Origin of the sequence: Butyrivibrio sp. AE3004, assembly GCF_000703165.1 — a bacterium.
Lineage (GTDB): Bacteria > Bacillota > Clostridia > Lachnospirales > Lachnospiraceae > Butyrivibrio.
The window spans coordinates 268,964-286,904 of sequence record NZ_JNLQ01000001.1; the positions used below are offsets into that span (position 1 = coordinate 268,964).

General features: G+C 37.2%; 25 protein-coding genes and 1 pseudogene. 2 read left to right on the plus strand and 24 right to left on the minus strand.

Annotated features, from left to right (window positions below):
• Nucleotides 1-15: 15 nt before the first annotated feature.
• Together BV60_RS22515 and BV60_RS22940 are read right to left on the minus strand one after the other, a co-directional pair.
• Complete coding sequence (locus BV60_RS22515) at nt 16-174, minus strand: hypothetical protein (protein WP_081846527.1); 159 nt, start codon at nt 172-174, stop codon at nt 16-18.
• 25 nt (nt 175-199) lie between these two features.
• Nucleotides 200-811, minus strand: a complete 612-nt coding sequence (locus BV60_RS22940) for a hypothetical protein (protein WP_029319039.1) — start codon at nt 809-811, stop codon at nt 200-202.
• On the opposite strand from BV60_RS22940, the gene BV60_RS0101430 reads away from it, so the two are divergent.
• Nucleotides 762-1,886, plus strand: coding sequence for an AMP-binding enzyme (locus BV60_RS0101430; RefSeq protein WP_081846529.1), 1,125 nt, complete (start codon nt 762-764; stop codon nt 1,884-1,886). The genes BV60_RS22940 and BV60_RS0101430 overlap by 50 nt on opposite strands.
• On the opposite strand, the gene BV60_RS0101435 is transcribed toward BV60_RS0101430, so the two are convergent.
• The 16 genes from BV60_RS0101435 to BV60_RS0101510 all read right to left on the minus strand — a co-directional run bounded on the left by BV60_RS0101435 (nt 1,775) and on the right by BV60_RS0101510 (nt 12,817).
• Entirely contained in the window at nt 1,775-2,659 is an 885-nt protein-coding gene (locus BV60_RS0101435) for an AMP-binding protein (protein ID WP_029319041.1), read from the minus strand. The genes BV60_RS0101430 and BV60_RS0101435 overlap by 112 nt on opposite strands.
• A gap of 17 nt (nt 2,660-2,676) precedes the next feature.
• Nucleotides 2,677-2,871 carry a hypothetical protein gene (locus tag BV60_RS0101440; RefSeq protein WP_035776874.1) on the minus strand — a complete coding sequence of 65 codons (195 nt, stop codon included), beginning with the start codon at nt 2,869-2,871 and terminating at the stop codon, nt 2,677-2,679.
• Complete coding sequence (locus BV60_RS0101445) at nt 2,852-3,199, minus strand: 4'-phosphopantetheinyl transferase family protein (RefSeq protein ID WP_051656427.1); 348 nt, start codon at nt 3,197-3,199, stop codon at nt 2,852-2,854. The genes BV60_RS0101440 and BV60_RS0101445 overlap by 20 nt, the downstream gene beginning before the upstream one ends.
• A 28-nt stretch (nt 3,200-3,227) precedes the next feature.
• Nucleotides 3,228-3,860: a CPBP family intramembrane glutamic endopeptidase gene (locus BV60_RS0101450; protein WP_029319044.1), complete on the minus strand. Its 633-nt coding sequence runs from the start codon at nt 3,858-3,860 to the stop codon at nt 3,228-3,230.
• Nucleotides 3,861-3,952: 92 nt separating this feature from the next.
• A complete protein-coding gene (locus BV60_RS0101455) occupies nt 3,953-4,267 on the minus strand; it encodes a hypothetical protein (protein WP_197029482.1) in 315 nt (104 codons plus the stop codon).
• 269 nt (nt 4,268-4,536) lie between these two features.
• Entirely contained in the window at nt 4,537-5,445 is a 909-nt protein-coding gene (locus BV60_RS0101460; RefSeq protein WP_029319046.1) for a hypothetical protein, read from the minus strand.
• Nucleotides 5,438-6,826, minus strand: coding sequence for an AAA family ATPase (locus tag BV60_RS0101465; RefSeq protein ID WP_029319047.1), 1,389 nt, complete (start codon nt 6,824-6,826; stop codon nt 5,438-5,440). Before BV60_RS0101465 ends, BV60_RS0101460 begins: the two co-directional genes overlap by 8 nt.
• An 80-nt stretch (nt 6,827-6,906) precedes the next feature.
• The gene (locus BV60_RS0101470; protein WP_029319048.1) at nt 6,907-8,349 is read right to left on the minus strand and encodes an AAA family ATPase; all 1,443 of its coding nucleotides are present in this window, start codon (nt 8,347-8,349) and stop codon (nt 6,907-6,909) included.
• 236 nt (nt 8,350-8,585) lie between these two features.
• The gene (locus tag BV60_RS0101475) at nt 8,586-8,945 is read right to left on the minus strand and encodes an HD domain-containing protein (protein ID WP_081846530.1); all 360 of its coding nucleotides are present in this window, start codon (nt 8,943-8,945) and stop codon (nt 8,586-8,588) included.
• Between the two features lie 180 nt (nt 8,946-9,125).
• Nucleotides 9,126-9,608, minus strand: a complete 483-nt coding sequence (locus tag BV60_RS0101480) for a GNAT family N-acetyltransferase (RefSeq protein WP_029319050.1) — start codon at nt 9,606-9,608, stop codon at nt 9,126-9,128.
• A gap of 17 nt (nt 9,609-9,625) precedes the next feature.
• Entirely contained in the window at nt 9,626-10,069 is a 444-nt protein-coding gene (locus BV60_RS0101485) for a GNAT family N-acetyltransferase (RefSeq protein WP_029319051.1), read from the minus strand.
• A 4-nt stretch (nt 10,070-10,073) separates the two neighbouring features.
• On the minus strand, nt 10,074-10,301 hold the full coding sequence (locus tag BV60_RS0101490) for a hypothetical protein (protein ID WP_029319052.1): 228 nt from the start codon (nt 10,299-10,301) through the stop codon (nt 10,074-10,076).
• A gap of 8 nt (nt 10,302-10,309) precedes the next feature.
• Complete coding sequence (locus BV60_RS22525; RefSeq protein ID WP_035776877.1) at nt 10,310-10,465, minus strand: SMR family transporter; 156 nt, start codon at nt 10,463-10,465, stop codon at nt 10,310-10,312.
• 155 nt (nt 10,466-10,620) lie between these two features.
• Nucleotides 10,621-11,448: a class I SAM-dependent methyltransferase gene (locus tag BV60_RS0101500; RefSeq protein ID WP_029319053.1), complete on the minus strand. Its 828-nt coding sequence runs from the start codon at nt 11,446-11,448 to the stop codon at nt 10,621-10,623.
• 11 nt (nt 11,449-11,459) lie between these two features.
• Nucleotides 11,460-11,732, minus strand: coding sequence for a transcriptional repressor (locus BV60_RS0101505; protein ID WP_081846531.1), 273 nt, complete (start codon nt 11,730-11,732; stop codon nt 11,460-11,462).
• 308 nt (nt 11,733-12,040) lie between these two features.
• Nucleotides 12,041-12,817 (minus strand): class I SAM-dependent methyltransferase, encoded by a 777-nt coding sequence (locus tag BV60_RS0101510; RefSeq protein ID WP_029319055.1) that lies wholly within the window; start codon nt 12,815-12,817, stop codon nt 12,041-12,043.
• Nucleotides 12,818-12,977: 160 nt separating this feature from the next.
• On the opposite strand from BV60_RS0101510, the gene BV60_RS0101515 reads away from it, so the two are divergent.
• Nucleotides 12,978-14,537: a hypothetical protein gene (locus tag BV60_RS0101515; protein WP_029319056.1), complete on the plus strand. Its 1,560-nt coding sequence runs from the start codon at nt 12,978-12,980 to the stop codon at nt 14,535-14,537.
• A 104-nt stretch (nt 14,538-14,641) separates the two neighbouring features.
• On the opposite strand, the pseudogene BV60_RS24445 reads toward BV60_RS0101515, so the two are convergent.
• The 6 genes and pseudogenes from BV60_RS24445 to BV60_RS0101540 all read right to left on the minus strand — a co-directional run.
• A pseudogene (locus BV60_RS24445) lies at nt 14,642-14,743 on the minus strand (S16 family serine protease); the annotation flags it as partial.
• 272 nt (nt 14,744-15,015) lie between these two features.
• Entirely contained in the window at nt 15,016-15,924 is a 909-nt protein-coding gene (locus tag BV60_RS0101525; RefSeq protein ID WP_029319057.1) for a DUF2268 domain-containing protein, read from the minus strand.
• Nucleotides 15,925-16,369: 445 nt separating this feature from the next.
• Nucleotides 16,370-16,564 (minus strand): AAC(3) family N-acetyltransferase, encoded by a 195-nt coding sequence (locus tag BV60_RS24310; RefSeq protein ID WP_334291190.1) that lies wholly within the window; start codon nt 16,562-16,564, stop codon nt 16,370-16,372.
• Nucleotides 16,565-16,623: 59 nt separating this feature from the next.
• A complete protein-coding gene (locus BV60_RS23625; RefSeq protein WP_242840920.1) occupies nt 16,624-17,010 on the minus strand; it encodes an aminoglycoside N(3)-acetyltransferase in 387 nt (128 codons plus the stop codon).
• Nucleotides 17,011-17,183: 173 nt separating this feature from the next.
• Complete coding sequence (locus BV60_RS0101535) at nt 17,184-17,441, minus strand: hypothetical protein (protein WP_156035906.1); 258 nt, start codon at nt 17,439-17,441, stop codon at nt 17,184-17,186.
• A 28-nt stretch (nt 17,442-17,469) separates the two neighbouring features.
• Entirely contained in the window at nt 17,470-17,838 is a 369-nt protein-coding gene (locus BV60_RS0101540; RefSeq protein ID WP_029319059.1) for a hypothetical protein, read from the minus strand.
• Between the last annotated feature and the right edge of the window lie 103 nt (nt 17,839-17,941).

Sequence of the window (17,941 nt, forward strand, 5' to 3'; positions counted from 1 at the left end):
AAATACTCCGCACATTTATGCAAGTAAAAACTCTGATTCTTTATACTCTATTTTTTCGTTCAAATAATTTCTAAGAACCAATGATTTCGAATCCGAATGTACTATATAATTTGGTTGCATAGGAACTTTTCCTTTTCCACCTTTGGTATCTACTACAAATACCGGCACTGCCATTCCTGTAGTCCAGCCTCTTAAATTTTCAATTATCTCTAACTGTAAATCCTTTATTATCTTTTTTAATTGTTCTTGCGAATTCAGTTATATCAACGTCATCTTTTAAATTAAGAAGCATTGCGGAAACAGCCTTTTTATCAATGCCCGTTTTCTTTACAAGCAAATTCTTATCCATAATCACCAAAGGAAATGTTGAATCCGCCTGGAACAAACCTTTATCCTCACAAATATTTGTTATGGATATTTTTTTTTCTCCCTCCATCGTGTAAAAATTTATTTTATCCTTAGCGGCAAGTTTATTATTTGATGCTGTGCTCTTGCTGATAATTACCGGTTTTTTTCCTAACTCAGACTGGAGTGTGATAAGTCCCGCATCCACTAGTTTTTTAACATCCGTTCCGAGTAGCTTATAATATGTATTTTTATTGTCCTTATCTTCGATTACATAATAAGTTAGCTCTATGGAATCCTCTGTATTATCTTTTTTGTATTTTAGATCTTTTACTTTAAAGGTAAGATCATCAGAAGTGATAAGTGCATCATAATCGTGATAAATCCCTTTTTGAGCTTCTTCATACTGGGCTACTATGTCATTATTTGTTACAAAATTCAGAAAAATAACTAATGCAGATATCATAATTGAAACTATAATTATGAAACTTCTACCTAAGCTATTGGCAATTGGGTATTTAAATAGAGAAGAACTTACAAATGAGAAATTTATAGATAATCCTTTCGGGGAAGGGAAGCTGTATCTTAGCGGTGATGTTGCCAGATGGAAGCCAGATGGAAATATAGAATACCTTGGCAGAAATGATAATCAGGTAAAAATTCATGGATTTCGTATTGAGCCAGAGGAAGTAGAAAGTACTATCCGCCAATATAAGAATGTTAATGACTGTGTTGTTGTGGCAAAAGAAGATTTATCAGGTGATAAAGCGTTATATGCATACATGACTAGCGATACAGTTCTGGATTTAGAAGATATAAAAGCTGTCTTAAGGACAAACCTTCCTGATTATATGGTCCCTGCATATATGATGCAGATAGATAAAATTCCAGTAACGACTAATGGAAAGCTTGATGTGAGAGCATTACCGGAAATCAAAACAAACAACAGGGCTGAATATATTGCACCTGAAACAGATGCTGAAAAGGCAATATGTAAGGCATTTGAAGATATTCTTGGGATCTCAAGTGTAAGTGTTGATGAAGACTTTTTTGAACTGGGTGGTGACTCTATAAAAGCAATAAGAATTGTATCTAATGTTAGAGAGAGTAATCACTTGATTAGTGTAAAGGATGTAATGACAGGTCGATGCCCAAGAAAAATAGCTATGACAGCAGCTGCTGAAGACAATGTCAAATATGAGCAGGGAGAGGTATCCGGAGAGGTTCAGAAAACACCAATAATACATGAATTTGAGAATTGGAATCTTCCAAAACCCTGGCACTTTAATCAGTCAATAATGATAAATACGCAGGATGATGAGAATATGACAGAGCTTATATTGCAAGCTTTGACAAAACATCATGATATGCTTCGTGCAGTTTATAAAGATGGAAATATTGTAGTTAAACCATTTGAGCAAAATAAAGGCTATTCGTTGGATATATTTAATATTTGCGATGTTGAGGATCCATCACCGGCTATACATAATTCACCAGCCATGCCTATACCACACAGTTTGTTATTTTTATCTAAAATATAAACCTGCGTATTCTCTATAGGCTTTCCAATAGGTATATTTCCATCTACAGCATGTATTTCGTATGTAGTAGTAAATGTTGTACTTTCTGTAGGTCCATAACCATTCGTAAGTCTTATATTAGGATTATTCTCCCTAAACAGTCGTACATGATCTTCCTTTAGTTTTTCTCCTCCTATTAATAAGTGAGATAATCCGGAAAAAATATATTTATCCATCATTATCATCTGATTAAATAGTGCTGCAGTAAGCCACATTGTAGTAATTGAATTTTCAGATATACATTCCCTTAGCAATTTGCAATCCAATAGCTTGTCAGAATCTGCTAAAACCAGCAATCCTCCATTTAATAGAGTGCCCCATACCTCCAATGTAGAAGCGTCAAAGGCTATAGATCCTGTCTGAAGTAACCTGGTATCTTCATCCAAATCTATGTAGCTAACACCTTTTACTAATCTATTTATGTTTTTATGGCTAATAATAGTGCCCTTTGGTTGACCTGTTGTTCCGGATGTATATATTGCATAGGCATAATCATCAGGACTATTAGCTATATCTATAGCATCATCTTCAAGTCCCATATAGTCTTCTATATCAACCACCTGTACATCAGTTTCAAACTTAAAATCATGAGCAATTATCGCCTTAGGACAACAATCCTTTAAAATATAATGTATTCTGTCTTCAGGATAATCAGGATTTATTGGGACATAAGCTGCACCTGCCTTAATAATTCCGCATAATCCAACAACCATCGAAAGACTCTTTTCAGCCATGATTGCTACAAAATCATTTACTCCAACTCCATATTACCTACGCTGGAAATCGTATTAGCGATATCATCCCGATCATATATATTCAACAAAACACATTTCTGATGGCGCATTGTTTCAAAAACCGCTACAGATGTTTCCTTCAAACACTCCCTAAAAGTTCTTCCTGCGAGTTTTGTTTCAAGCGGTATAGCATTAACATACATCTTCATCATATATCTTCTTCTCTATGTCAATTCCTATTTCATCATCTGAAAATGCTACACTTACCCAATTTCCAGCATGTGAAATGTTAAAAAAGGTGTCGTTTTTTCCCATATAAGGCTTTCCGAAAGAATTATGAAAAATTGAAATGTCCTTTTCATATCCTTTCTTTAATAATCCATATCTGACTAAAGCTTCACCAAAAACACATCTTTTCTCATCATCCCGGAACTTATATCTTCTAGCCTTTTTCTTTCTATCTTCTGAAATCCATGAATATGCTTTTTGTAACTGATATTCGCTTATAGATTCTATATCGAAATAATATATTTCTATCATTTGTGCCCTTCTCGTATCCATTTATATCTCACAAAATACCCGCAATCAAAGAAATATATCCAACTACGTTTATTGCTGAGTGTAAAGCTATTGAAGTAAATGGATTCTTCTTTTTCATATAAAATGATGTTAAAAAGAGTGATGGTATAAGATAATAAAAGAATTCAGGAAGCCTCACTATATGAATACAATCAAACATTACCACTGAAACAATAAATAATAGCATCTGTGCAATTCTATTCTCGGTTTTGCTAATAATAGCATATCTAAATACCAACTCTTCAATAACCGGAGCAAAAATGCACCCCTGAATCATGGTCAAATAAAGCGGAACTACCACCATTTGGTCTTTTACGTTATTATTATTCTGCGGTAAAATATCCCATCCAAAAGTATTTATTCCCCAAAGTAATAAACCGGTAAAAAGCAAATCCAAAACCAACCAAATTATCAGATATACATAAAATGATTTCGTTTTCAGAATAGAAGAAAATTCCTTCCATTCTGATTTAAGTTCATTCCAAAAAATAAAAATCATCAACGGAAATAGAATCACATATACCAGAAATGAATCCCATTCACTACCAATATATCCTTTAAGCAACTCCCACAATCCAAAATTTATCAAATAAAACGATGCTATAGCCAGTATTCTTTTCAAGTTCTTCTCCTCTTGTTATACATCTTCATGGTAATAATCCTGAATTATTATACCCACAGAAACATACACAAACAATTCTTAGCTCAAAAAAATTACATATCAGAACAGTTCTTCTCTCCACCAAACCTTCCTCCCCAGACCAACCTCCCTGGTTCTATACCTCCCTTACCATCATCCGCAGTAGTAGAAGCAACCACAATCACGCCCTCATTAGACAACAACAGTAATTCAACAAACACAGCCCTGCTTATATAAAAATCCCTAAATGGCAGCTCCTCACTCCCCCACTGACGAATGATATAATCCTTGTCATTCTCATCAAGTAACCTCACAATCTCTTTCCTCGAGCTTCCCCATAAAAAACCAAACTTCTTCATTAACCTGCTCTTCATAACAACCTCTCTCATCTATAAACGAATGTTTTTCAGACTCATACCTGTCTGTTGCAGTGCCCTTGCCCATTCACACTACGTATTTTCATCTTTATGTTTCATAAACACATAATTTCAATTATTCCACCTAAGAAATACCCCAAAATCCTCAAAAAAAGAAAGCTGCCAAGATGACAGCCTTCCTCACTCACTTTATCGCGTTAATTTGTTAAAGTATATGCACAGTAACCCCCACAATCATTTGACTAGCAAAAATAGTTTCTCATGACCTATGAGTGACCTAATCATAGATAATCTCCCCAATCCCAATTATCAAAATCACCATTTTCTAAAAGCATTTTAAAATCGGTACCAGAAAAAAGTGTAACCTGACGAATTTTACCCTTTGCTTTATCTTTGCGTTCCTTAGGTATACCTGGTACAGAAAATTCATCCTTTAAACAATACGCAAACTGCAAATCACGAATCTTACAAGCAAAACTGTCTATTTTGTCTGCAATGTCTTTACGGTTTTCAATTTCTAAATCTTTATCTAGAGTGGATTCCGTATCTAAGTCTCTATACTTTTTTGATTTTTTATCATAATTTCTATTTTTATTAATATTTCTGTTTGGGCTATGAAATGCGTTTCTAACAGCCTTTTTCTGTTTTCCTTTATCATCCTTTTCCGCTTTATTGGAACCTGGAAGACGTGGCTGTTCATTTCCAGCCTTATCATTCTTTCCGGCATATACCACAATCACATGTGTATTCTTAATCAGATCTACCGACTCAAGACATCCTCCAAACAGGATTTCGTCTTTCATAAGTAATGCCGTATCTCTAAACTTAAAATATATCGAATCGTCTTTCCCATTATCAAGTATATCTATAACACCGCTTTTAGATGCTTTTTTAAATTCAATCAGGTAATTTAGTTTTTCAGCATTGCTAAAATGATACATGAAAGCATCTACGGACTTTCTGTTCCTATCAATTAGACCTTTGACATTATCCATAAGAATAGTAGGTATTTGACTGGATTTACTCCCAATCCAATCATCATTACTATTTCCTTTAGAATCATTTGCCAATGCTCTCTCGCTATGACTATATGCCGCACACTTTAATGTTGAAAAAATATATTCATCCTCATATTCTACGTGTGTGCTACCTTCCTTCTCTTTTTTTACATAATCTAAAACTTTAATCATTACCCTCCAATAAAGCATCCAATGCATCAAGCGGCGCTGCTAAATCATCATACAGCTTTGACATTCCAAACTCGCTGTATGAAACATTTTCCACTTCAATTTCCCCATCTTCTCTCTTTGTCAGCTCATATACATTCATTTCACCCATTTTTCCATAAATATCAGCATAGCATTCTAGTGCTCTGATAAAAAACGGACTATGTGAAGTAATAATAAATTTAATATTGCATTGCTTTTCCAGTTCAACTATTGTCCTTGCATATTCAACTTGCCATTCCGGATGCAAGTTTATTTCCGGTTCATCAAGAATCATAATATCGCCTGCTTTTATAGCACCAATCCTCAATGCATATTCCAAAAGTGCCATAGATTTAAGCCCTGCTGACACATTACCTGCATGAATTGTCTCCGTATATCTTTCGTCTTTAAATTCAAGTCCTATCTTTTGGTAAAATGACGCATTTCCCCCCATTACATTTTCCAAACGTGCAAGTATCCCTGAAAAACTCTTGTCCAGATTTAAAAGACCTTTGCTCTTGTTATAATCCAAATCATACTGTCTCTCCAAGTTTTTCATCTTGTATATATTTGGTCTCATAAGGAACTGTAGAAAAGCCTTTTGATCACTTCCGTGCTTGGCATCTGATAAGAAATCAAAAAGTTTTGATGTCTCAATATAAAAAATCCTATTATTCTCTCTAATAACAATATTCTGCTCACAATTATCATGATCAAATTGAAAACGAATATCTCTTTCAATGGAATCAGTATATTTAATCTCTGCGTTCTGACTTCCAATTTTTATAGCCTGTTTTTCAAAAACTTCATTAATGCAGTTAAAAATCATTCCTTTTTGCAATTCAAGCTCATCAAATTCCATATCATCTATATGGTTCAGAATTTCGGTTTTCCATTTATTTAGCTTTTCACTATGCTGCTTTTTGAAAATCTTTCTTTCATCATCAGCAGGCATATAGACAGATATATAGTCATCACAAAACTTGTCAACCAACTCTTCCAAAGTATGTTTAGAATTACAATCCTTACTCTTATAATCCTCAATCGCAATTCGGATATCTTCACTAAACGCTAATGCATTTAATATCATAGATATCCTATTTGTTCTTCTCCTATATACCCCCTCAATTGAAAGACATAAATCCTCCAAGATTACATTTTCTTTATCAAAAATCTCATATATTAATCGAGCACATTGATCCTCATATATCATGCTCCAAACTTCCATGTTTTGAAGTAGGGCAAACAATGTTTTTCCTACTGTGCTTTTTCCGACATTATTCTGCCCGGCTATTATTGTTATTCCTTCTAATTCTATATTTGCATTTTTTAATGGGCCTATATTACTAATCTCTAATCTCATTCCTAGTCCTTCTTAGTTTTTCACATTTTTAAAGAGATATATCTTTATAACTTCAGAAAGAGTGTTTATATCAGATTTTTTTATTTGAATAACTCTTCCCCGGTTATAACAGCTTGTAATTCTCCTGAATACTCGTTTTCCACAACACCATAATTAGTAATTAAAGTAGCATGAATGGCATGTTTTGTCTTACTGTCAATCAGATAATCCGATATTTTCCGCTTCATATCTCTATCAAATGAATCATCAACTCGATAATCAGCCTTTGAGTACTTAGATTCACATATATTGGTAATCTGATCATCCCTTACAATCAGAAGGTCTATCTGCGAGCCTTGTAATCCCTTTTTCTTATCTGCATCGCATTTCCACGCATTGACTTCTGTGTGCACACCAGCAATTCCTAGCGCCGCTTTAATCTGAGGTACATGTTCCAGACAAACACGCTCAAAAGCGACTCCACTCCATGCGTTTATTTTGGGGCTATTATTCAGAGTCTGCCAATAATGTTCATCATAGGTGTTATTTTTTAAGAATCTCAAATAAAATAGCGTATAGTTATCTACCAATTGAAAAATCGCATTCCGCTCTACATATCCTGCCGGGATATATTTCCTAATAAATCCACAAACCTCAAGTTCCTGTAATTTTTTAGAAAATGCGCCGGAGCTTGCAATCCCTGTCTTTTTACATATTTCCTCTCTGCTTATTCCCTTATTTTCAGAACTTAATGCTTCTATTATCTTTACATACTGCTCCGGCTTTTTAAAAAGTGCTCTATACAGATTGTTATACTCTTTTTGAAGCGGAGCATTTTCTGCAAAGAAAAGTTCATCAATATTTTGAGGAAGACTTCGTCCTTTCTTCAGAAGGCTCCAGTAATACGGAACTCCCCCCATGATCATGTAACACTGGATAATCTGGTGTCTGTTTAGTAATATTTTTCTTGTATGAAGATACTCCTCACATTCCTTCAATGTGAATGGCTTCAGATGTATTTGCCCCGTCAATCGGTTGTGGAATCCACCCTTATCATTCACTATTTTTTCCATAATCCAATAGGTTGCTGATGCGCAGATGATAAGAATAATATCTTTCTCTTTTCTGGCTGTTGCCCACCCATTCCAAAAATGCTCAAGCTCAGTTACAAGACCACTGTCTTTTGTATCCATCCATGACAATTCGTCAATAAATATGACTTTCTTCTTCTCTTTTGACTTCTTTATTACTTCTTTAAGCGCATTAAAAGCCTCTGTCCATGAAGTAAGTCTTTCTTCACAGTCATATCCCGCTTCTGATAGGGATTCACTAAACTTATTTAGCTGCTCCTGCTTCTGTGTTTCAGCACTCTTTTTCTCGTCATTTCCTACTCCGGTATGTTGAAAGGTGAACTCATATTCAAAACTTTCTCTAATCAGGTATGTCTTTCCAATCCTTCTTCTCCCATAAACTGCTATAAATTGCGGTTCCTCCTCATTCTTTAGCGATCTGAGTTGTTTTATTTCCGCTTCTCTTCCTATCATATGCTCCCGCCATTTCTTCCATAACTTGCTATTTTTTGTAGTTGTGGAAATTTTACACCTTGATTGTACCACCTTGTAATGCTTTTTTCTACATTTTTTCCACAACTGCATAATTCTATATGGTTATGGAAAAATGTAGTCTTTAATCGTTAACCAATATTGAGCAGTATGCAGTAGATTAAAGGAAGACGTCCTGCTCCAGGAAGCAGAACGTCTTGATAAAGAACTTGATAGCATTAGAGAAAATGACGATCCGAATGATGTACGAACCAAGCTAATCCGCACGCTATATATTCATCTGTGGTCATATTGTTAAATGAATGAGTAAGGCAAACCCTGGCAACCTCATCATAGCCCAGCGACATCATGTACGAATAGCCATCTGAGACATGTCCAAGATGTCTTACTCCAAACTTTCTTCCTATGTCATGCAGTAAGCCAAGAACATATGCCTTTTCTTTATCCATCCCAGAACATTCTGCTATCTTCTCAGCACAATAAGCCGCTGTCCTGCTATGGTTTCCCCAAGGCCCTGGATTACATCTTTCCGCTTCGCGCAATATTTCCTCGGCCTTTTGCCTATCTGGATAGCTCATACTTCTCCTCCATCGTTGTCATAATCCCTCAAAACAAGTGCTTATTACAACTATAGCCTGTTTTTGCACATAAATAAAGGCATTTAGTGGCTTTTAGCCTACTATATGCCCCTAAAATCTATAATGTGCAGCTTCTCAAAAGTGTATCGAAAATCATTAGTTTTATGAGACAGATGATTGTTATGAAAATAGCCATTTTCTGAAAAACCTGTTCATGGTACTGTGATTCACTTCCTTGGGGCGCTCTATTTCTTTATACCCCATCTTCTCATAGATGTGGATTGCGGCCTGAAGTTTATCGTGAGTCTCCAGATATGAAACCTTGAATCCTGCCTCGCGCATCCTGTCCTCAATGAAGTCGATCATTTCATAGCCAAGGCCTGAGCCTTTTGCTGAATCCATAAGATAGAGCTTTTGTAGCTCGGCTGTATCCTGTCCTAGCTCAAATCTGGCAAATCCAATTCCGCCAATTACCTTACCATTATCGTCCTCAATAACAAAATATCTTCGCTCATCTCTTCCGTAATAATCACTGAGGTGGTCCAGTCCTTCGTCAAAATAAACCGTTCCCGGAATATCAAGCTTAAACTTTTTCAGGTTGTCTCTGATCATCGTAGCGACTACAGTGTTGTCAGCCTCTGTCATTTCTCTATATTTGACCATTTTTCCAATACTCCTTCTCAGTCTCGCTCCAACATAACAATATATTCTGGTGTACCTTCTTCAAATTGTCTTTTCCCGTTAAGCTTAAAGTCATGCGCCTCATAAAAGCGAATGGCGTCTTCGTTCTTCTCCAGTGCCCATACGAACTTAGCATCAAATTTTTCTTTTGCAAATTCTACCAGCTTAGATCCGATGCCCTCTTTCCAGAAGAAGTAATCTACATATAATTCTACAATTTCTTTTCCACTAAGATGGATCATTCCCTTAACTATACCATCATCGTATACCCAGACTTTATCGAGGAGTTCCGGATCCTTGAATTCATCGGCAACCTTAACTACCTGCAACTCGTTAAAAGAATATTCATCATTATGAAAGATTGATCGGTACTTTATTCTTTTTGCAAACACCAGGATTTCAGCAATTCTTGATAGATCTTTTGGTTCGGCTTTTCTTATCACGTTTCTAATTTTTCTCCATAATCTTTGTTTTATTTTGGGTTTCACCGCTCAATGATGCATATAGAGGATTAACCTCTCTGATAGTTTTTCCATATTTAGGTCCATATCCATTGATATCATCCTGAAGCCACGGGATCTCACCCATCAACAGATTTACGTACCTATCCAGGTTCCACATTCCATGAATGGGCTCCGAAATCTGCTGACCATATCCTCTCATTTTTCTAAACATGCTGCACCTCATTCTTTGGCTAAAATCTTAAGACCGGCTACTCCAACTACAATTAGAATAACACATATTACCTGTGGAACTGTCAGCTTTTCATGGAAAAGAAACATTCCTAACAGCATAGTTCGAATAATCCCCATCCCTGTCCACATAATAAAATACGCCATTTCCCTACCTGCTAATACCTAACGATAAAGAAATGACGTAAATCCCACTACTCGGTAGCAATGGGCGTCTGTTTGTTTTGTTTCATCAAATATACTGGGTAAAGAGCTTTGTTGGCTAAAATCAACTGCTACATTTCATGAATATCACAGCCTCATTACTTGAATTTAATCCTTATGATCTGCATTTTTACCAAGCTGTCACAGAACCTGATCATCAGCTTATGCAGGATTCTCACATCATTGTAGATATCTCGGTAACCTCTCATGTAACTTCGCGCGGTTACCGATACAAAATCTCTACTCCACGCCTCTATTTCAGCTTTGTCTTCAATAGAGAAAAACGCATTCACATCTGCTATGCCTGCTTCCTTTAGCCAGGTCTTTGTCATCATCTTTGCACCACGCTTATTGCAGGAATCAAATACTATTACTGCACCGGGAAATCTTTTTGCCATCTTTTGAAATAATTCTCTTACCACTTCGGTCTTAAAATAATAGAAAACACCGGATGCAAAGAACACACACCCATGAGACGGGTCTATTTCATCCATCCAGCGTTCATCATTAAGGTCATATCCAAGATTAGTCTCCCTCTCTCCTGCAGAAAGGATCTCGTTTCTGATTTCTATTACATCCGGCATATCTATGTTGTAGCCCCTGCAGACTCCGTTATCACATTTTCGAAAAGTATCATCCAGTCCGCATCCAAGGTTTACTACCGCTGCGTTTGGATGTTTCTTTAGATAATCCTTAACCTCCCATGCAAGATCATACTGTCTTTGCGCGACTTCAAGCGCGCCAAAAAGCCCTACTGCACTCTCCATCTTCTTACCCTTTTCTGCAAAATCATAATCCAGCAAAGAGCAGATGCGCTCTGCCTCAGGGTCTTTAAACAAATCCGGAAAATGCTCTGAGCATACTTTTCTACCAAATAAAGGTATTATCAATGTTTCCTGTACTGTATTTTTTTCAATATGATACATAAACCTTATCCTTATTTCTTTGCTATCACAGTAATCCACGGTTTGCTCTTATGATGATCAGTCTTTACCTTAGAAAAACCAGCTCCTTTTAAAACTCCTTCAATTTCTTCCACCACCAATACAGTAGCCACTCCAATTGAAGGATCTTTACTTCGCACAATACAGCAGATATCCTTGCAGCTGGCTCCGTCATTATCAGCAATGACATCTGCAACAACCATCCTCTGCTTTGTAATCCTCATCCCACGTTCTTTTAAAGCCTCAACTATCTTCTCATTATTCATTCAGCCACTACTATCTTTCTCACTTTGCACGTTAGTTATAGCTAACCTTTTATCAAAAGTAAAACCCGAAAAAATCGGGTCTATTATATATCTTGAAAATCATTATCATTTGTATTATATGTTAGACTATGCTAACCCGCTCTGTCAATCCATGCAGATAATAAGTTTTTTCACTCTATTCCGTACGGTTATGTGTTGTTTCTCGACTTTTACTGCAGTATACATGTCCTCAAAGATGAAGGTTTCATTACAATAGCTGATACCGGCTCTGCCCGGCTTACCAAAGCAGGGCAGAAAATCGCCTATAATTATTGGTCAATCTTCTGTGCAACGATGAGATATCTGTGAATTGTTCCCTCAACAAATCCTTTATTATCAATCTCTTCCTGCATTTCAAGAAGTCTATCAAAACACTTTTCTACAGAGAATCCCGGAAACTCCCACTCTATTATATGTGCGAACCAGACAAATGCGCCAACATCATAAAAGCGGATAGGTCTGAATGCTTCCTCTGCTCTAATAACCTTTAATCCTGCATCCTCAAACTTTTTCTTCTGAATAGATAACTCAAGCTCCGGAAACGGCTTCGGTACATCAGGCAGGACCATCTTTACAAGGTCTCTGTCATTTTCCGCCCCAACCTGCTCAGTAATAAACAATCCGTTTTCTCTCAGCAGTCTTGATGTTTCTGAAGAATCAAAGTCACCATGTCTATTTATGATCATGTCAAAAGAGCTGTCTGCAAAAGGAACATTTGCAGCATCATCACAAGCTTTGAATTCAATGCCAAGAGGCAATAGCTCTTTCCTACATAACTCCACATTTGGAGGATAACCCTCTGTAGCTGCTGTGTTGCCATAAGGATGTCCAAGCGATAACAGGAACTCTCCACCGCCTGTATCGAAATCCAATAACTTCATACTGTCTACACGGTTCTCATCAATTATCTGCCTGTAGTCCCAGGGAAGATCTTCCTCTTCTTCGTATCTGTCATGAATATGAGAAAAATCCCATCCGTGTATATGAGCTATCTTCTCCTCTGCTTCCCACTCTTTTCTTAATTCTGTTATTCTATCTGTATTCATATCTGCTCCTTTTCAAATATGTGTCTTTAATTTTATATTCAAAAAGCTATCATTCATTTTACTTCAATTGTTTTTGACTTTTAGGTTATTTTTAGGTTCACTATGTTATCATGCGTTCAACCAAAAAACAAAACCTTTTTGAAATTAGGAGTGAAATATTATGAAAAGAATCGAAGTTAAAAAACTAATTCCTTGCGTAACTATAATACTAATGTGCATGTCAGTATCAGCATGCGGACAAAATGGGACCGTTACTGAAGTAATCACAGAAGAAGCCACAGCATCTGCACAAGAGCCGGTTCAGACCGAAACGCCGAATAAACCTGATGGAGAAGCTCCGGACGGAGAAACACCCGGTGAACCACCAGCCGGAGATAAGCCTGACGGTGAAGCACCAAACGGAGAAGCTCCCGGTGAACCACCAAGTGGAGATAAGCCTGACGGAGCACCCGGTAATGCCCCCGGTGATGCACCTGGCGGCGGATTTGGTGGTGGCGGAATGAGCAGCGCTGACATAGATTATACCGGAGCTGTGAATATAACAAGCAGCGATTCACAGGATGGCCAGACCTATGAGAGCACTACTGCTGATGAAAGCGCTCTTTTGATCGAAACATCAGAGGATGTTACTATTTCAAATGCAACTGTCAGTAAAACCGGTGATTCTGACGGCGGAGACAGTTGTAACTTCTACGGCCTTAATGCAGCAGTTCTGGTAAAGGACGGATCAACAACCACTATTACAGATGCTACCATTACATCTGATGCAGATGGTGCTAACGGTGTATTTTCATATGGTGGAAACGGCGGCCAGAACGGTGCAGACGGAGATGGAACAACAGTTATCATTTCTGATTCAACAATTACAACAAAAGGCGATGGTTCCGGAGGTATCATGACAACCGGCGGTGGAATCACAAAAGCTTCTAATCTCACAGTTGAAACCAGCGGACAGTCATCAGCTGCAATACGTACAGACCGTGGTGGTGGAACCGTTACGGTGGATGGCGGAATTTATACAACTAATGGACTTGGCTCACCTTCAATATACTCAACTGCTGACATAACAGTTTCCAATGCAACTCTTGTTTCAAATCTTTCAGAAGCAGTATGTATTGAAGGAATGAACTCCATTACTCTGAAAGACTGTGACATGACAGCAAACAACACAAAAATGAATGGTAACGCTACTTTCCTTGATTCCATCATGATTTATCAGTCCATGTCAGGTGATGCAGATAGTGGTACATCAACCTTTGACATGACCGGTGGCAGCCTTACCAGTGAAAGTGGTCACGTGTTCCATGTAACAAACACCAACGCTGTAATTAATCTGAACAATGTAACAATCACTAACAAGGATTCTAAAAACATCCTACTCTCAGTCTGTGATGACGGATGGAATGGTGCCGACAATATCGCAACGGTTAATGCCGTAAATCAGACTCTCGAAGGTACAATCCTTGTAGGCAGCAATTCTACCCTTACATTTAACCTTACTGATGGTTCCAGCTTTACAGGTTCTATCAGCGGAGAAATCACAAATGCAAAAGGCGATACAGTTTCTACGGAAGTCGGTGAAGTCAATGTAACTATCGACGAGGACAGCACCTGGACTCTGACAGCGGATACATATATCACATCGTTTGATGGCGATGTTTCTAAAATAGTAAGTAATGGTTATACACTATATGTAAACGGAACAGCCGTTATCGAATAAATATAATAACGGAAGCAATTTTCAGTATTTCGAAGAATACGAAAATTGCTTCCAAATTCAGTACATCGAAAAAGACACAAAAAGAAAGGAACATATCGCTTCTCCGGCATAACAAGCCCACGCAGCGAAACCTCACCTGTCATTGCAATCTTAGGATTCACATCGTTTCCGGTCACAAGAGACGCTATTGCAGTAGTCATCGTAAGGCTGTACTTACAAAAGTGAGTCATCACCTGATAAACTCACTGATGCTATCACAATTGATTTCATGGCATCCGGACTAACAACTATTGCCAAGCACTATGTAAAAAAACAAGTCTTGCATCACATGTGAGGATCTTGAAAAAATAAAATACATTCTCTTTAGTGAAACATATCTCGATTTTAAATGATACTCGTTTTTTTCTTATATACCGGAAACCACGATCTTAGTTATCCCGAATTTAAGCATAACTCAGATTATGTGATTAAAGAATCTTTATAGTTCCCAGAACTCCGGAACTACATTCAATATTTCCTCAGCCGGAAGAACAGTTGCTTTTTCAATCGGAATATTCGTCTTTTCCAAGAAATATTTGATCAGATAATATCCTGTAGCATACCCGGCACAGTATGGAAGGCCAATTTTAGGGAAGCCCTGAATTTCAGCCATCTCATCTCCATATAAGTAAGATGTAATATTGTCAAAACCGGTTACATTTAATCCATCATGAATGATTTCCTTGATAAGTGGCATCAATTCCATATCTGTTTTTGTAACCCATGGGCCAAGAAACTCTTCTCCGAATATTGTTGTAGCGTAGTTTTCTGCCAATCCTTCACTCACTATCATTTCAGCAAGGTTAACATCATTAGTCCATTTGATATACTGATAACGCACATTGTGATTTGTCTCATGCGCCAGCGCTGAAGGAAGCCGCTTTATAGTATCTTCAGATGGAATAAGCCACCCCATTATGTAACCGGGAATACCTCCGTCTCCACAATATCCCTCATTCATAACAGTATAGGCGTTCTTCGGATTTGCTAAAAGGATTGAATATAAATATTCCTGCACTTTCAATTCAACATTATGTTCCTCAAAGCGTTTCAGTGCCAGTTCAATGGCATTCTGACAATTATCCCATATTGCCACATCATTAAGAGCTTCTATCTGTATTTCACAGTCCCTGTCTATATCAGATGGAGGCATTAGTCCTAATCTGTTGTTTGCCATAATAATGTCATAACCACCGGGATGTGTTGGCTTGATCGGAATATGATAACAATCCCATTTACCCTTAAAAGGCATCATCATATCGTAACGATAAATATCATCCTTTTTATCTGCTTCTGCCAGCATTATTTTTCTGTAAATATCCGGCGAAAAAACTTTATTTACTATCATAGTCTATGTCCTCCGCATGCATCTCTTTTTATGTCTATTAACTATAAACTCTTACGTAACGTAAGAGTCAGGACTTAATAACCAATTAACAAATAACCATTAAACTTCTTTTCCATCGATAATTCTACCGCAATTTTATGTTGTGTTTTTTGCAACAGTGTATTTTAATTAAAATGGCCCCCAAGAAGTGGACACAGTGAAATATACATTTTGGCTGTATTTTATTAGTAAATTCAACATGTGGACACCAACGAACGCACCTTACTCGTAAACATGTTTCAATACAGCCATTTCTTTTATAAAATCCTATCCTCTAAGTAAGCTAGTGTACTGACATGTCCATCTTTAATCAAATTCATAGACAAGCAATTTGGTTAATTATGGATGTGTCAGTACACTAGTGTAGTTGTTTTTATATTTCTTGACTATATTGCTTAGATAAAATCTATAATCTACTGCCCCTATTCTTGTTTATCCATGTAACAGCAAAATCTACTAACTCACGCTGCTTCATTAAGCGTAAGTCTGCACCGCTCAGCGTTAGTCGGTTTACTTTATGAATAGTTTCAAATGCACCTCCGATTTCCTTAAAATCCTCACCATCAACGAATAGTGTTTCGTATGCTTTCCAATCGGGGATTCATCTCCGAAAATATTAGAAAGATCGTGGTTTTCTGTCAGATAAAGGGCATTTTTTCCCTAGGCTGCTACTGATCTTGCCGGGTGGTCGCTCCTTATTGTTCCAGGCCAGGAACGAAACATCTCAGCAACAGCTCCCATAGTATTGGTAGGCGTAATTTCTTTATTGTAGGCAGGCCAGTTTTCACGGATAATGTCCCATTCCGATTCATCCACCTCCCAGTGGACTCCGGTCTCAAGATCCAGATTTTTCCATGACTGTGTGGGCATCATGATTGTTCCTTCATCTCCCACTACTTCTATAAGTGCCTCTATAACTGTTCTGGCACCACCACACACATAGCCAATCTGACTAAGTGAGGTATGCACCATTACATTATCGCACTTTTCCAGTCCTATATTATGTAAAGCTTCTATGATATCTGACTTAATAACAACTGTTTTCATATATCCTCTCAGTCTCTATTACACTATCAGTTTCCTTTTTTCACTATTTTTTTTAATGCTCTGATTTTGGAACCATATCGGTCGGACATCAAAAGCCCGGCAAATAACATACCAACTACCATGCCTTGAATAAATTAGGTAATGATCCTAATTAAGATGATACTCATCATATTTCATCCAAAGATTTTTATCGCATAGTTGATGATTATGCCTGCTGATCCGCCGGCAAGAATTAGTAATACTATCCCTACACCAATGCATATACGACTTGCAACCTTCTTTTTTGTGTCATTGGAAAAGTGTTTGCCTGTACAAAGAAGGATTATGCCTCCTGTTAATCCAGTGAAAAACATACCTATAAGAATAGCTGCTATCACAATAAATATAAAAATTACGGCTAATGTAATTAATCCCAACAATAAACTTACCAAAATATATTCCTCCGTCTGAATTGATTGATCAATACTCGTATTTATTAGCTGCTTTATGATGTTTCTCAAAAACGCTCTTGATGATAAGTCCTGTACCAATTACTACCGGAATGAACACAAGAAGGATATCTGTAAATGATGAGTATGCAAAGTAAAGCTCAGTTCCAAGAACGAGCGCTACAACCAGCAGACACAGCGACATTACGAAACAGCCCCATGTGAATTTGTTCTTATTAACTACTACTGCTATTGCTGAAATAATAAGAAGTACCAGAACGATTGCAGATGTGCTTACCCTGCCGATCCTAAAGAATCCAAATGATGATACACGAACCATCTTGAACAACATGAATAAGCCGATGATAACAAGCACCCAGCCAACATTTCTTTTAGTCATACGCTTTTCCTCCATTTTAAAAGTTCCCCAAGTTTCAATTATAGGGTAAACATGGAAATAAGTGAAGCAAACATGAACCTAATTTTAATCTTTGGCAAATACC

What these genes read in the sequence shown, in the direction of transcription:
- BV60_RS0101490 (WP_029319052.1), bottom strand. Translation starts at nt 10,301, where the DNA reads ATGTTTAGAAAAATGAGAGGATATGGTCAGCAGATTTCGGAGCCCATT.
- BV60_RS0101455 (WP_197029482.1), bottom strand. Translation starts at nt 4,267, where the DNA reads ATGAGAGAGGTTGTTATGAAGAGCAGGTTAATGAAGAAGTTTGGTTTT.
- BV60_RS0101465 (WP_029319047.1), bottom strand. Translation starts at nt 6,826, where the DNA reads ATGAGATTAGAGATTAGTAATATAGGCCCATTAAAAAATGCAAATATA.
- BV60_RS0101505 (WP_081846531.1), bottom strand. Translation starts at nt 11,732, where the DNA reads ATGAATAATGAGAAGATAGTTGAGGCTTTAAAAGAACGTGGGATGAGG.
- BV60_RS0101480 (WP_029319050.1), bottom strand. Translation starts at nt 9,608, where the DNA reads ATGGTCAAATATAGAGAAATGACAGAGGCTGACAACACTGTAGTCGCT.
- BV60_RS0101430 (WP_081846529.1), top strand. Translation starts at nt 762, where the DNA reads ATGTCATTATTTGTTACAAAATTCAGAAAAATAACTAATGCAGATATC.
- BV60_RS0101475 (WP_081846530.1), bottom strand. Translation starts at nt 8,945, where the DNA reads ATGAGCTATCCAGATAGGCAAAAGGCCGAGGAAATATTGCGCGAAGCG.
- BV60_RS23625 (WP_242840920.1), bottom strand. Translation starts at nt 17,010, where the DNA reads ATGAAAACAGTTGTTATTAAGTCAGATATCATAGAAGCTTTACATAAT.
- BV60_RS22940 (WP_029319039.1), bottom strand. Translation starts at nt 811, where the DNA reads ATGATATCTGCATTAGTTATTTTTCTGAATTTTGTAACAAATAATGAC.
- BV60_RS0101540 (WP_029319059.1), bottom strand. Translation starts at nt 17,838, where the DNA reads ATGACTAAAAGAAATGTTGGCTGGGTGCTTGTTATCATCGGCTTATTC.
- BV60_RS0101435 (WP_029319041.1), bottom strand. Translation starts at nt 2,659, where the DNA reads ATGGCTGAAAAGAGTCTTTCGATGGTTGTTGGATTATGCGGAATTATT.
- BV60_RS0101460 (WP_029319046.1), bottom strand. Translation starts at nt 5,445, where the DNA reads ATGATTAAAGTTTTAGATTATGTAAAAAAAGAGAAGGAAGGTAGCACA.
- BV60_RS0101440 (WP_035776874.1), bottom strand. Translation starts at nt 2,871, where the DNA reads ATGATGAAGATGTATGTTAATGCTATACCGCTTGAAACAAAACTCGCA.
- BV60_RS0101445 (WP_051656427.1), bottom strand. Translation starts at nt 3,199, where the DNA reads ATGATAGAAATATATTATTTCGATATAGAATCTATAAGCGAATATCAG.
- BV60_RS0101525 (WP_029319057.1), bottom strand. Translation starts at nt 15,924, where the DNA reads ATGATAGTAAATAAAGTTTTTTCGCCGGATATTTACAGAAAAATAATG.
- BV60_RS22525 (WP_035776877.1), bottom strand. Translation starts at nt 10,465, where the DNA reads ATGGCGTATTTTATTATGTGGACAGGGATGGGGATTATTCGAACTATG.
- BV60_RS0101510 (WP_029319055.1), bottom strand. Translation starts at nt 12,817, where the DNA reads ATGAATACAGATAGAATAACAGAATTAAGAAAAGAGTGGGAAGCAGAG.
- BV60_RS22515 (WP_081846527.1), bottom strand. Translation starts at nt 174, where the DNA reads ATGGCAGTGCCGGTATTTGTAGTAGATACCAAAGGTGGAAAAGGAAAA.
- BV60_RS0101515 (WP_029319056.1), top strand. Translation starts at nt 12,978, where the DNA reads ATGAAAAGAATCGAAGTTAAAAAACTAATTCCTTGCGTAACTATAATA.
- BV60_RS0101470 (WP_029319048.1), bottom strand. Translation starts at nt 8,349, where the DNA reads ATGATAGGAAGAGAAGCGGAAATAAAACAACTCAGATCGCTAAAGAAT.
- BV60_RS0101500 (WP_029319053.1), bottom strand. Translation starts at nt 11,448, where the DNA reads ATGTATCATATTGAAAAAAATACAGTACAGGAAACATTGATAATACCT.